Source organism: Alicyclobacillus tolerans (assembly GCF_048984885.1).
GTDB classification, from domain to species: Bacteria; Bacillota; Bacilli; order Alicyclobacillales; family Alicyclobacillaceae; genus Alicyclobacillus_I; species Alicyclobacillus_I tolerans.
In genome coordinates this window covers 1192673-1206416 of the sequence record NZ_JBMGNK010000002.1, presented here as the reverse complement: position 1 = coordinate 1206416, position 13744 = coordinate 1192673, and the positions used below count along the sequence as shown (strand labels likewise).

The 13744-nt window shown below is 43.7% G+C and carries 11 protein-coding genes; 1 reads left to right on the top strand and 10 read right to left on the bottom strand.

Going from position 1 to position 13744, the window contains the following annotated elements; all coding sequences use genetic code 11:
- Nucleotides 1–6 precede the first annotated feature (6 nt).
- On the top strand, nt 7–324 hold the full coding sequence (locus ACOJUR_RS05940) for a DUF1811 family protein (RefSeq protein WP_420949514.1): 318 nt from the start codon (nt 7–9) through the stop codon (nt 322–324).
- 78 nt (nt 325–402) lie between these two features.
- Here the strand turns inward: ACOJUR_RS05940 and ACOJUR_RS05935 are convergent, their stop codons facing one another.
- The 10 genes from ACOJUR_RS05935 to ACOJUR_RS05890 all read right to left on the bottom strand — a co-directional run bounded on the left by ACOJUR_RS05935 (nt 403) and on the right by ACOJUR_RS05890 (nt 13655).
- Nucleotides 403–1491: a M24 family metallopeptidase gene (locus ACOJUR_RS05935; RefSeq protein ID WP_420949513.1), complete on the bottom strand. Its 1089-nt coding sequence runs from the start codon at nt 1489–1491 to the stop codon at nt 403–405.
- A gap of 47 nt (nt 1492–1538) precedes the next feature.
- Complete coding sequence (locus tag ACOJUR_RS05930) at nt 1539–2153, bottom strand: flavin reductase family protein (RefSeq protein WP_420949512.1); 615 nt, start codon at nt 2151–2153, stop codon at nt 1539–1541.
- Between the two features lie 21 nt (nt 2154–2174).
- A complete protein-coding gene (locus ACOJUR_RS05925) occupies nt 2175–2978 on the bottom strand; it encodes an enoyl-CoA hydratase/isomerase family protein (protein WP_420950508.1) in 804 nt (267 codons plus the stop codon).
- A 167-nt stretch (nt 2979–3145) separates the two neighbouring features.
- Nucleotides 3146–4750: an APC family permease gene (locus ACOJUR_RS05920; RefSeq protein ID WP_072872869.1), complete on the bottom strand. Its 1605-nt coding sequence runs from the start codon at nt 4748–4750 to the stop codon at nt 3146–3148.
- Between the two features lie 262 nt (nt 4751–5012).
- Nucleotides 5013–5927 (bottom strand): proline dehydrogenase, encoded by a 915-nt coding sequence (locus tag ACOJUR_RS05915; protein ID WP_306953062.1) that lies wholly within the window; start codon nt 5925–5927, stop codon nt 5013–5015.
- Between the two features lie 27 nt (nt 5928–5954).
- A complete protein-coding gene (locus tag ACOJUR_RS05910) occupies nt 5955–6905 on the bottom strand; it encodes a 4-hydroxy-3-methylbut-2-enyl diphosphate reductase (RefSeq protein ID WP_420949511.1) in 951 nt (316 codons plus the stop codon).
- A 66-nt stretch (nt 6906–6971) separates the two neighbouring features.
- Nucleotides 6972–8492 carry a nicotinate phosphoribosyltransferase gene (locus ACOJUR_RS05905; RefSeq protein WP_420949510.1) on the bottom strand — a complete coding sequence of 507 codons (1521 nt, stop codon included), beginning with the start codon at nt 8490–8492 and terminating at the stop codon, nt 6972–6974.
- 46 nt (nt 8493–8538) lie between these two features.
- The gene (locus ACOJUR_RS05900) at nt 8539–9426 is read right to left on the bottom strand and encodes an inositol monophosphatase family protein (RefSeq protein WP_420949509.1); all 888 of its coding nucleotides are present in this window, start codon (nt 9424–9426) and stop codon (nt 8539–8541) included.
- Between the two features lie 270 nt (nt 9427–9696).
- On the bottom strand, nt 9697–12879 hold the full coding sequence (locus ACOJUR_RS05895; RefSeq protein ID WP_420949508.1) for a bifunctional cytochrome P450/NADPH--P450 reductase: 3183 nt from the start codon (nt 12877–12879) through the stop codon (nt 9697–9699).
- A gap of 170 nt (nt 12880–13049) precedes the next feature.
- Nucleotides 13050–13655, bottom strand: a complete 606-nt coding sequence (locus ACOJUR_RS05890; protein WP_306953068.1) for a TetR/AcrR family transcriptional regulator — start codon at nt 13653–13655, stop codon at nt 13050–13052.
- Nucleotides 13656–13744: the final 89 nt, after the last annotated feature.

Below are 13744 nucleotides of genomic sequence, written 5' to 3'. Positions count from 1 at the left end.
AACATAGTGGCGTTATTTAGTGAAATGTCGAAAGAAGAATTGCAAAAAGAAATGAAATTGCTGCAAGAAAAAGGACAACGTGCGTTTGATGAACAAAATTGGAGTGCCTATGAAGTTTACATGACCCAATGGTATCTGGCTAAATCGTATGAGATACTTCCAGAAAATCAAGTGGAGGTAGGGAAAACATATAAAATTGCCGAAGAAATCAATGAATGGTTTACCGTGACAGGCCTGGAGGGAGTCATGGCCTGGGGGTTTCGCGAATCGACAGGAGAAACGGAAGCTCTGCCTATTGCCCGACTTGAAGAAATAGAAGAGTAAAAGAACTCGCTCACGGTTGCTTAGATGATCCGTGAGCGAGTTATTTGCTTCAAAAAATACCTGACCGCCCGCCCCGACTTAAAAATTGATCAGCATAGCTTCTAACGATTTAGAGGCTTGATTCAATACTTCTACAGCATCTTCTCTTACAGCAACCAAATCTTCGATACGAACGCCAAATTTTCCAGGTAAATAGATCCCTGGTTCTATGCTCATAACCATTCCTGGAACAATGATTTGTTCATTTCCTTGCATGACAAAAGGCGCTTCATGGATATCAATACCCACTCCATGACCCGTACGATGTGTGAAATACGCACCATATCCAGCACTTTCAATGACCTGCCGCACAGCATCATCCACTGAACCCAGACTTTTCCCAGGCTGGACCGCCTCAATACCAGCCTGCTGAGCCGCTAAAACCACTTGATAAACCTCACGCATCTCCATACTTGGTTCACCAAGTATAAAAGTGCGCGTAATATCACTGCAATAATGCTGATAAATGCCCCCGGTATCGACAATCAGTGTAGAATGTTCCAATTTGGCGGTTCCGGGCTCATGATGAGGAGCTGAACCATGATGGGCAGTAGCCACAATAGGTGGAAAGGACATACCCATGGAGCCCACTTTTGTCCATAACTCCGCTAATTTCTGTGCAATTTCTGCTTCACTTGCTTCAGGATGAAAAAAGAATCGAATTTCCTCCACCACTTTATCTGCCATACGGCTTGCTGTTCGCAGTAAATCCAGTTCATCTGAAGATTTCACCATTCGCAACGGCTCAACAAGCGGATCGACTGAAAAAAGACGCAATGAAGAGTTCTCTTTTAAAATTTGCAACAAGTGTGCCGAACGCCAGTGCCCGTCTATAGCTAAAGTATCGCCTGGCACCTGATGAAGAAGACGTGAATAAGGAGACTCTCCATCACGATAGGTTTCATATTCATGATGATCCGCAACTTCGCCTGCAAACATTTCGTGCAACAGTAAAAATGAATGTCCATCTGACGTAACAAGCAGGGCAACCACTCGTTCACCTGCTTCCACATAAAAGCCAGCAAAATAGTATAAATTGGCTGGAGAAGCTAATATAGCCGCCGAATAACCGCATTGATGTAACTGATAGGAAAGTTTTTGACGTCTGGTTTCGTAGAGAGTTGTCATTCATGCACCCCCAAATATACCAAATTTTTCATACCCAAATACTCCGCCTATTTCAAACTGGGACGCGGCAGATGAAAAATATCGGTCGTTCTCGCATAAGCATCCCCCGCCAACCTTGCTACAGGCTGTAACGTTTCAAGCAAAATATGTCGACCATCATAGACGCTGTCATCTACATGTAAAAAAATTACTTCTCCAATGACCAATGAACCAGCGCCTTCTTCATCGCCAAAATGTAAAATATCTACTTTCCGACATTCCATATGCACCAAACTTTCTGCTACACCCGGTGGTTTTACCCGTTGGCTGGGTCTTGGTGTTAACCCCGCGACTTCAAATTCATCTACTTCAAAATCATACTCAGGAGATGTCAAATTCATTTTTTCCACCAAAGACTCAGAAACAATGTTAATAACAAATTCGCCCGTTTCCTCTATGTTCAACAAAGTATCCTTTTTCTCTAAATTCCCCATTTTTCGCATAGGAGCAAAGGAAACAATGAATGGTTTAGGACAGACGCCATTAAAAAATGAAAACGCGGCTAAATTTCGTTGACCATCTTGACTGACTGTAGAGACAAACGCAATGGGTCTTGGCACGATAGTACCAATCAAAAGTCGATAATTTTCTATGGCTGATAATTGACTAGGGTTAAAATCCATACCTTCCAATCCCTTCTCTTTTTATCTACCTTGAAAATTCGGCTTTCTCTTTTCTAAAAACGCTCGAACGCCTTCCACCACATCTTCCGTAGCAAAACATCGTTGAATGAGTTGGTACTCTTCCCGCAACTGAGTCTGCAAATCCGCATCGACCGCATGGTGCAACAGTCGCTTGCTCAATGTCATAGCGATGGGCGCATGCTCAGCTAGATTAGTAGCGTAAGCCATCACTCTGGACATAAACTCACCATCAGCAAACACTTCATTCACCAAGCCCACTTGTTCCGCTTCCATAGAAGATATGTCTCTTCCCGACAATATCCATTCACTGGCTCTTGTCCAACCAATCAAACGTGGCAAGAAATAGCTCATCCCTGCATCCGGCGACAGTCCTCTCCGTATGTATCCCGTAGTCAATTTGGCTGAAGTAGCCATAAATCGCAAATCACAAGCAAGTGCCATCGCCATTCCCGCCCCCGCAGCTATACCATTGATGGCTGCAATCACTGGCTTGTCACATTCTCGAATCGCCAACGCTAAATGTCCAACCCACCCCAACGGATCGAGAGACTGATGACGTGTTATCCCATGCCGCATGGACTCAACGGTACTTAAATCGAGTCCGCTACAAAATCCTTTGCCCGATCCGGTCAAAACGATGACACGCACTGTGTCATTGGCAGAAGCTACCCGCAAAGCATTGATTAGATTAGAAGAAAGATCTCCATTCACTGCGTTATACGTCTCTGGACGGTTTAACGTCAAAAGACGTACACCATCCTTGTCATCTTCCAGTAACACTGACTGACTGTTCAACTCTTCCATAGCCACTCCGCTCCCTCTTCATGTATCTGTTTTCACATTCCTCAGAATAAACCGAAACAAGACAGAAAAAAAGAGCAAGGCGTATTGCATACTCGCAATATGCCTTGCCCAACATTCCCCATATCCTAAGTGCATCTAACATTTTGAAACGAATACAATTCAATCCATTATACTTCTACAGCCAATTCACCAATTTCTTCTGCTTCTTTGTCCGTCGAGAAATCTGGAACACGCAGACGGCTAGCTACACCCCAGTAATAGAAGACAAGCGAACCGACACCAACCACGATTGAGTCCCACCATGGACCAGGAATAATAGGCTTTTTCAGGGGTCCAAAAGAACCTATATACGACATGACACCAAGGAATAAATAGTAAACGATAACCCAAATGCCGGATTTCCAGTCCCTCTTTAAGCGAGTTATTGAATCTGGACCTTTATCCATGAATGCGAGATACAGCACCAAAGAGCCAATGGTCATGCTGATCAGTAATTTGTCTACAGTCCATCCTGTCCAATAGACAATCCAGCTACCTGCAATAAATGCTAGTGGTGCAATGATACTCATTCCGCCCAATCTAAATGGACGTTTGAGTTCAGGTGCAGCACGCCGCATAGCCGCTGCCGAAACCGGACCAAATACATAAGTCAATACAGTTGCCGAAGTTACTGCGCCAACAAGTCCCTGCCAAGAGTGAAAGTTGCCCGGAAGAATCCAAACAATGGAGAGGATAAAACTTAACCAGAGAGCTGGTCTGGGCAATCCTGTCTTTTTGTTCAATTTACCAAAGATAGAATAAAAATATCCGTTACGCGACCATGCAAAGAGAACACGAGCTGTCGAAGACAAATAGATGTTGCCTGTACCTGCTGGCGAGATAACGGCATCGATAAAGAGCAGCGAAGCCAGCCAGCCAAACCCAAGAGTCATGGCTAGATTAGCAAACGGTGAATTAAAGTTAACTGCCGCCCACCCTTTCGTCAAATCGGCAGCAGGCATTGCGCCTACAAAAGAAACTTGCAACAAAATATAAATAATAGCTCCAAGAGATATGGCCAAGATGATAGCAAGAGGAACATTGCGTTGCGGATTCTTTGCTTCGCCAGCAAAGTCTATCGCTTGACGGAATCCAAGAAATGCAAAGACAATACCTGCAGTGGAGACTGCAGAGAATATGCCTTTTACTCCTCCAGGACTTGCTCCGCCAGCCGCAAAACTCGCCGGATGCATATTGAATAACAAAATGATGAGTGTGAGTAACGGAAGAATGAATTTCAAAGCTGTCACAATAGAATTAATCTTACCAAAAACTTGCACACTCCAATAATTCAGCAAGAAGAAGAGAACAAGGAAAGCAATCTCAAGAATGAGTCCTGCTAGAGTATAGTTGTTGCTGCCTTTTACTGATAATCCAGGGAGATAATACGTGGCGTACTGACGCACAGCCTGTGCCTCGATGCCAGCCACACTGGAATACGCTAACAATGAAGCGAATCCCATAATATAGCCAACCAGTGAACCGTGCGTATATTCAGGGTAACGGATAATACCTCCGGTACGTGGCAACGCAGCACCCAACTCAGCGTATACCAAACCAATAAACATAACGGCGATGGCACCAAACACCCAAGCAATCCAAGCTTCTGAACCAGCCAATTGAGCACCAGACTGAGAAGCAAAAAGCCATCCAGAACCTATTATGGCACCAAGACCCAAAAAGGTTAAATCAGCCAAAGTAAGCGCTTTTTTTAACTTCCCTTGACTCGCCATTGAGACACCCCTTTCTCACATACCCTTTTGACAAGCGTTCATATTTTGCTAACATTCATAGCTTTTGAACCTATATTAATCTGGCTATCACCCGCCTTCGTAGTGGTTGTTCGCCAAGCGCTTGCTTGTTCCGCTTAGTGAAACAACCGAATAGGACTTGGTGATAATTCTATGCGAATTTATCAGATAAATCAAATGTTTGAGTGCATTCAATTATCAAGAAAGTTTTGGGAATCCCAATTTTTTAACTACACAGAACGAATTAACGAAACATACCTTTTAAGACAAAACCGACGTTGGCCGGCCGTTCCGCCAGACGCCGCATGAAATAACCATACCAGTCATCACCGTATGGAACATAAATGCGCAATGGATGGCCTTCATCGGATAATTGCTGCTGTAAATTGACACGAATACCGTATAGCATTTGAAATTCATACTTATCTTTAGAAATTTGGTGTCGTTCAATAAATGATTTACAGTGTTCAATTATAGCTTCATCATGGGTTGCAATCGCAGTCAGTCCTGGTGAAAGTAGATGGGCTTCCACCATTTTTATATAATTAGCATCTACATCCGCTTTCTCAGGGTAAGCCACAGACTCTGGCTCCTTATATGCCCCCTTGACAATGCGTAAAGATGCACCTTTGCTGGCCAAACGGAGCAAATCATCCATACTGCGGTAGAGATACGCCTGCAATACAGTCATGACATTAGGATACTCAGACAATAACTCTTCAAAAATATCCAGCGTTACTTGACAACGCGCGCTGTCCTCCATATCTATGTTAACAACAATACCATACAGCAACGCTTTATCCAGTATTTTCCTCATATTCTCCATACAAAGTTCACGCGATATATCTAACCCAAGTTGCGTCATTTTTAAGGAAAGCGTGGATTTTACCTGATGTTGGTGAATCGCTTCCAGCGCTTGCAGACAATCGTCAGCTGCTTTCCGCGCCTCTTTTTCGTCTGCTACAAATTCACCTAGATGATCGAGTGTTGCAGTCATATGGCGCATGTTTAATTCCCGCACAACACGAATCGCATCAGTAATTTGTTCTCCAGCCACAAACCGTTGAGCACCCAATTTATGTCCATAGCGCTGTGCCCATCGATTAGCAGATTGATTTTTAGCTAATGCCTGGAAAAATGCACGCAATAATTCTTCCATTCAAAATAATCCTCCTAGAAAATAAACTTAGGCGTCTTTATCCTTACGCACCATTGGAAGAATTTTATCCAATCCAACCTTGTGCTCTGGTTGTTGCGTTTCAGGTACATGAACATCAAACCGTTCAAGAAAATCAATCACCTCTTTAGTAATTGCCGTAGGAGTGGAGGCACCTGCAGTAACCGCCACCTTTCTGGCTCCCTGTAACCATGAAAGTTGAATTTCACTGACATCAGCAATTCGATAGGCAGGCACATGGGCTATTTCTATAGCAACTTGAGCTAAACGATTGGAATTATTACTGCGCGGATCACCCACCACCAGGCAAAGATCTGCTCCTTTAGCCTGCTCTGCCACCGCCTGCTGTCTCGTTTGTGTGGCCAGACAAATCTCATTATGCACCTCTGCTTGTGGGTATCGTTGCAATAACGCCTCAGTCAACGCTTTTGTGTCCCACTGACTCATGGTTGTCTGGTTCGTAATCACAAATTTGTTTGCGGTTACTTGCAATCGTTCAATGTCTTGCTCGCTTTCTATAAGATGTACTTTACCTGGAGCAACTCCCATTGCACCTTCTGGTTCAGGATGACCTTTACGTCCAATATAGAGAATTTCATAGCCCTGTGCAGTTTTTTCACGAATCAGATCATGTGTGCGGGTGACATCCGGACACGTGGCGTCTAAAACTGTCAACCCACGCTCTCGAGCACGTTCCTTGACTTCTGGCGAAACGCCATGCGCTGTAAAAATCACTGTTCCTTCAGAAATTTGTTCCAGAAGCTGCATACGATTCGCACCATCTAATGTTTGAATCCCCAGTTTAGAGAATGCTTCCACGACGTGTGCGTTGTGCACAATCATTCCCAAAATGTAAATTGGCCTTGGCAAGGAAGGATTGTCTGCTGCCTGTCTGGCGAGTACCATGGCATCCACAACGCCATAGCAATAGCCACGAGGACTGATTTTAATCACTTCCATTTTCTTCACCTCCAATAATAAGCTGATGAGCGAATTGAAAGCCTTTATCAACCCATGATAGATTCATTAACCCCGCAATTCGTGCAGTAGACGCTGCTTTAAATCCCAAAGTGGCTGGGAAAGATCAACATGATATTCGTGCGGATTAAGATGTCGCAAAGTTTCTGAAGAAAAACGACACAGTCCATCCTCTACCCGTTTGCGAATTTCTGGCAATCGCGGCAGTGTATATACTAATTCTCCTTGGATAACAATAGGTTGCAATAATTCTTCTATCTCATAATGCACTATAGTTTTGCGTTTGTAAGTATGAATTGGGTGGAAAAGCGTCAACGGCTGTTCAGGATTCAGCTCTTCATCGTCCAGAGCAATTAAATCAGCAACCGCCATCCCGTCTTTTAGTAACCGTAATACTTTTTTCTTTCCGGGATTGGTAACTTTACTTGGATTTTCAGACACTTTAATGCACGGTTCCAATTTTCCATTCATCTCGTGCGCCACTAATTTATAGACGCCGCCCAGCGCTGGACAGTTATTCGAAGTAATTAAACTCGTACCAACACCGTAAGATGTAATCTGAGCACCTTGCAAAGCGAGTTCACGAATCGTCCATTCATCGAGATCGCTCGATGCTACAATACCGCAATCTGTCAATCCAGCAGCGTCGAGCATTTGCCGCGCTCGTTTGGAAAGGTAGGCCAAATCACCACTATCAATGCGAATAGCCTTCAGTGAACGGCCTTCTTTGCGCAATTCGTGACCCACTGTAATAGCGTTTGGAACTCCACTATTGAGCACATCGTAGGTATCCACCAAAAGAACCGTAGCATCTGGAAATGTACGAGCATAGGCGCGAAACGCTTCCAATTCACTTGGAAAACTCTGAATCCAACTATGTCCTTGCGTTCCAGCTACTGGAATGTCAAAAGATTGTCCCGCCAAAACATTACTTGTAGAAGTGCATCCGCCAATGTAAGCTGCGCGCGATCCAAAAACTGCCGCATCAAGGTTTTGGGCACGTCTAAGACCCATTTCAATCACAGGTGCGTTTGGCGCAACCGGATTGACTTTAGCGGCATCAACAATACGCTGAGCTTTGGTTGCTATCAAACTTTGATGATTGACAAATGTAAGTACAGCTGACTCAATGAGTTGGACTTCAAAAATCGGTCCCTCAAAACGAAGCAGAGGTTCATTAGGAAAAACGATGGTTCCTTCCGGAACAGCATAAAGATCTCCTGTAAAGTGAAAATGGCGCAAAGCTTCTATAAAATCATCACCAAACAAATGCAATGAACGTAAATATTCCAGATCTTCTTCAGAAAATCGCACATGCTGTAAATACCAAACTACCTGTTCAAGTCCTGCTGCTATGACAAATCCATTGTTGCAGGGATTACTGCGATAAAACATATCAAAAACAACTCGTTGCTGATGTCGCCCAGCACAAAAATGGCCATACATCATGGTAAGCTGATAGAGATCGGTCAAAAGCGTTGTATGGCGGTTTCGATAAACAGGCAATCGAGAAATTTCCAAAATTCGCTCCGTCGCTTTTCTTGCAGCGAGTGACGAAGGTTCTTTCACCTTACACCTCTCCTCATTCATTCCATGTCATGTGAGATAGATTTTGTCAATCGAATGGTTTTTGGATAATATTATATATTTGTTCAGCCAAGGCACTTTTCCCCGCAACAAGAATATCGCGAGTATGTAAAGAGTGCGGGTTTGCTTCCAAGCTTATCAAGGTACCCCCAGCTTCTTCTACCATTAACGTTCCGGCTGCCAAATCCCACACATTTAAATCAAACTCCCAAAACGCATCTATACGACCCACCGCGACATAAGCTAAATGCAGCGCAGCCGCACCCAAAGCCCGAAAACTTTTAGCCTCCACAGCTACTTCTGCTACCCGTTTTGTCCGCTCAAGGCGTGGCGCAATACGTACAGGCATTCCTGTCGCTACTACAGCACGGCGCAATTCTGTAGTTGCTGATACTGTCACACGCCGTCCAGGAAACTCTTTCTGTGACTGCTCAAGCCATGCTTCAACTGCAGTGTCTTCTGCTAAATAAACTCCTTGCCCACGAGCTGCCAAAAACATCTCATGACGATATGGATCGTAAATGCAAGCTGTTTGTACTTTACCATGAGAAGCGTAGGCAATGGAAACGACAGAAAGCGGCATACCGGAAACAAAATTAGTGGTTCCGTCAAGCGGATCGACCAGCCAAAGATGCGGTTCGTCTGCTAACTCGAAGAGAGCTTTTGCTGCTGCCTCGCGGCCAGGCTCCACTCCCTCCTCACCCAGGACTTGATGGTTTGGATGATGCTTTTCTATCCAAGCACGAATAGCTGCTTCTGCTGCTTTATCTACTTCTGTCACCACATCGGACAATGAAGTTTTTTCTCTAATTTCAAGCGCGGTGCCCAGTCGAACAGAGAACATCCGTCCAGCTTGCAGTGCAGCCCCAGCTGCTGTTGAAAGTAATGTATCCAAAGAAATCGAGGAATTTTGCACCCTGCATGTTCCTTTCTCATGATGATCCACACATTCGAAGGTCCTGTCCTTTTCATTCTCGCTACTGTATCCTAGCACATTGTGCCGCAGATTCGATAAAAGTTTGTTTACGAAAATCTTTTCCTTGCCATCTTCTAAATATGAAAGAAAAAAGCGGGACTCGACGAGAACATCATCTCTCAAGCTACCCGCGAAGCAGAAATACATATGATTTTTACAAGTTCTGCAGATTTCACCAGCTAACCCAACTGTGCATAAGCTACATCCAACTTAATTGGCCCATACATCTTTGACGTACTGACCTCTGTCCATGAGCTGCTGCAGCCATTTTTCAGCATCTTTTTCCTGAACACCATACACCTTTTGATAGCTATGAATCATCTCTTGGTCTACTTCAGGTGCCATTTTCCTTCCATCTCCACAAACATATAGCCGTCCACCCTTTTCCAGAATGGATATCACTTCTTGAGCGTTTTGAGCCAGTAAATGTTGAACATATGTTTTAGGCATTCCTTCCTTACGGGAAAATGCCATGTGAAGCTTGACAAGGCCGTTCCTTTCAAACTCTTTCCATTCCTCACGATAAATAAAATCCGCTTCATTTCTGCATCCAAAGTAAAGATGGGCCGAACCTAACGATTTACCTTGTTTTTGTAGAACAGATCGAGCTTGCAAAAATCCCCGGTAAGGAGCGATGCCAGTCCCCGCTCCCACCATAAGAATAGGAGTCTCAGGGTTTTCAGGAAGTTGAAAGCCTGATTCTGGCGTGCGAATAAAGGCAACCACATGTTCTCCCGGCTGACGTTCAGCTAGATAATGAGAAGCAACTCCATAATATTCGCCTTGACCATTCCATGCTGGGCCTGCAACCACACCCACGGAAATGGAAAGTCGATGAGGATCTATCCGCGGAGAACTGGATATTGAATAATATCGTGGTTTGAGTGCCGGTAAAAGTTCTAAAAATCGTTCAAAAGGAATTTCACAAGCCTCATATTTTTCAAGCAAATCGAGCATAGTGACTCGTTTTTTGAGAATCTGTTCTTCATAAATACCCTTCTCCAACAGATTCTCCAACTCTCGTTTATGCGGTGGACATAGCGTATAAGAGGCAATTTCACGGATTTGAGCGCGTGTCGCCGCTTCTTGAAGTTCAACACTGTTCTGAAGAAGATCGACCAAAGCAACTGGCTGATTTAACGGCAAATGAGAGGCACCGGAGCCACTCGCCCTTAAAATTAATTGATCGCTCTCCGTCAAGTGAAAACGTTTTATGACTCGTTTTACGTTTTCGCTACGATTGCAAGCAAAAATGCCTAGATGATCGCCTTCTTGATAAGAAACATCTGCAGGCAGTTCGATCTCGATATGTCTCGTACTTCTTCCGCTACCGACATGTTGGAGTTCGCGATTGTCACCGACCACTCCATGAAACGCTTGATAAGATTCAGCCAGTGGCGTTTTTGCAAATCCACTAACAAACTGGATGTTTAAAGTGCCTTGATCCTTCTCCTCCTGTTCCCGAATCTGTAAGTTAAATGTTTTCACTGCATCCGCCAACATTTGAGCTTTCCAGTTATCCAAATCTTTTTCAAAATCACCGCTAGCATCAGCTTCACCGCGAGCCGAGAATCGGTTAGCCCCTTTTTCGGCAAGCTTTTCGTCAATCCAACGCGGAACCGCTTGATACGTACTTGACCAGTTATGGTCGCCGCAACCGAGTACCGAATAGTTGACTCCCTTGAGTTGTCCTTCATCTACTTGTTCCAGCCATTGAACAAACTCCCTGGCATTGCTGGGAGGTTTGCCGTTATAAGAAGACGTAATAATCAGCAATGCGCCTTCTGTAGGCAATTTTCCTATATATTGGTTTGCAGGAGCAACTTCACTGCGAATCCCCTGGAATTGGGCCAGATCTGCAAGCTCTTTGGCAATCCGACTAGCTGTTCCCATGTCAGATCCATATAACACGAGTAGTGGTCGTTGATTGACACCTAAAATCTTAGGCACAGACGAACGAGGCTCTTCCTGTTTCTTGGTTTCCACACCTAAATTCAATTGGGATTCTGCCATATGAAGAGAGTTGGTAGCCTCTCGCAGCTGTACGCGAATGGTTAAATCGTCTGGCTTGAGGGTCAATGTTTGCTTAATTTTGAGTTGATAATTCATATGATCTATCAGTTGAAATCTTTGCAAAATCATGCCAAGCACTAAGCTTGCTTCATGAAGCGCAAATTGCATGCCAATACATGCTCGTTGACCATTACCAAACGGTTTATAGGCATGATTAGGCACTTGGTTTAAATCCGCAAATCGTTCTGGACGAAATTCTTCCGCATCTTCCCCCCATGCTTTTTTATCGCGATGAAGTTTGGGGATATGAACGAAAACGACCTCACCTTTTTGTATCTTGTATTTGCCACCAACCACAGTATCCTCTTTTGCATAAAGCGCAAACCCTGGAGCTGTTGGATAAAGGCGCAATGCCTCATTTAAAATCATGCGAATATATTTCAGTTGCAGTACCTCTTGATAAGTTGGAACTTCGCTTTTAAATACCGCATCCACTTCTTCATACGCCTTTTGAAGAACTTCAGGATGCTTTAACAAAAAATAAATAGCAAAAGACAAAAGTCCACTGGTAGTTTCATGTCCAGCAATCAAAAATGTAATCATCTGATAGCGAATATTCGCATCATCGAGGGATTCCCCAGTTTCCGGATCAGTGGCATTCAACATTCTTGCCAGCAGATCGTTCTCCCCTTTATCTCCAGCATTTTTCCGATCCGATATCAATCTATCTACTAAAGAAAACATGGTTTGGATATCGCGATCAAACTGGCGCTTGGTAAGAACCATGAACTGATCTTGAATAGGTAACCGATTGCCTTTATGCATGGCCTCGTCTAATGCCCGAACCATGCTCAATATAAAGGGAATGGGTGTTTCTCGATAAAAGCTGTTAAATCGATAATTGAAACCACACAAGCCAATCGTATCAAGCGTTAATCTGGTCATATCTTCCGGCACACGAATACTTTCATCCGTATTCAACCGTGACCATTTCTGTACCAACTGCAACGCGATGTCCACCATTTTGGAGTGATAAGCTTTCATGGCCGGTTGACTAAATGCTGGCAAAAGTATGCGATGTGCTTTTTGCCAATTGATCTCCTCAGTCCAAGCCGTAAACAGGCCATCACCTGCGAAAGATCGCACATGGAGTAAATGGCCAATATTTTTATCAAACCGAGTCTCATCGCAAACTTCTTTTACAATTTCTGGGTCACTCGTAACAATGAATGATCGGCCTGGAAGTTCAAGCCTTATATTAGGACCCCACTCGTCCACCAGATGATCAAAAGAAGAACTGGGAGAATCTTTATCAATCAGAGGCAAATTTCCAAGCAGCCCAAATTTCTTAGGTTGAGGAAAGGTTGAAAGTTTTTCCATGATGGAACCTCTTTTCACTGTTAAATCGGCATAGAATGACGTTTCCAATCTAAACATGAGCAATTACTCATATTTTTATTATATGAATATAAGATCATATTTGCAAGAAGCTGCTGACCACTCAGTGAATCAAAATCAAAATTTAGATGAATCCATCGAGACTATCCGAATCAATTCTTTAAAAGAGGCATGAGATAATTTTTAAGAACATTTTTTAACTCCCGTACTCCATCCATCCGAATTTCCGATTTATCATGTGTAACCGGCAGTAAGGCTACCATGACCCGCAAACAAATATCCGCATGCAAATGACTCTCTTCCCTCGACATATGGGGTGCCCATAACGTCAATAGTCTAACCAATCTCGACATAACTTCGTTGAACAATAAATCTGTCGCCATTCCCTTGTAAGGTTGAAAAATAACACCAAGCGCTAAATGATGAACTTCGTATAAAACAATTTTTTCAATGAGATTGTCTAACTGCTCAGAAAAATTGCAGGAATGGAGTGTCCTTTCCAAAGATTCATCGAGAATATGATTTAAATCCATACGGTATTGATCGGCTAATGCCAACAATATACTTTCTTTGTTTGGAAAAAATTGATAAACTGAGCCTATAGAGGTTTGAGCCCGTTTGGCCACAGCATTGGTTGTTAAGGTATCTAAACCCTCTTCAACAATCAGATCAGCAGCAGCATTGAGAATTTTTTGAACCCGTCGTTGTCCACGTGCTGTTTTCGGCTGCACATAATGGATATCGGCGTCATTTTCCATATCAATTATCCCTCACCGTATCGAAATCTCACCTGCAAGACGATTGCCGATCAATGCCAATTGGGCATGATGTAAATAATGATAATAGA

Excerpts from the sequence above, each read along its gene's own strand:
- ACOJUR_RS05890 (WP_306953068.1), bottom strand. The coding sequence starts at position 13,655 with ATGGAAAATGACGCCGATATCCATTATGTGCAGCCGAAAACAGCACGT.
- ACOJUR_RS05930 (WP_420949512.1), bottom strand. The coding sequence starts at position 2,153 with ATGGATTTTAACCCTAGTCAATTATCAGCCATAGAAAATTATCGACTT.
- ACOJUR_RS05910 (WP_420949511.1), bottom strand. The coding sequence starts at position 6,905 with ATGGAAGTGATTAAAATCAGTCCTCGTGGCTATTGCTATGGCGTTGTG.
- ACOJUR_RS05925 (WP_420950508.1), bottom strand. The coding sequence starts at position 2,978 with ATGGAAGAGTTGAACAGTCAGTCAGTGTTACTGGAAGATGACAAGGAT.
- ACOJUR_RS05895 (WP_420949508.1), bottom strand. The coding sequence starts at position 12,879 with ATGGAAAAACTTTCAACCTTTCCTCAACCTAAGAAATTTGGGCTGCTT.
- ACOJUR_RS05935 (WP_420949513.1), bottom strand. The coding sequence starts at position 1,491 with ATGACAACTCTCTACGAAACCAGACGTCAAAAACTTTCCTATCAGTTA.
- ACOJUR_RS05915 (WP_306953062.1), bottom strand. The coding sequence starts at position 5,927 with ATGGAAGAATTATTGCGTGCATTTTTCCAGGCATTAGCTAAAAATCAA.
- ACOJUR_RS05920 (WP_072872869.1), bottom strand. The coding sequence starts at position 4,750 with ATGGCGAGTCAAGGGAAGTTAAAAAAAGCGCTTACTTTGGCTGATTTA.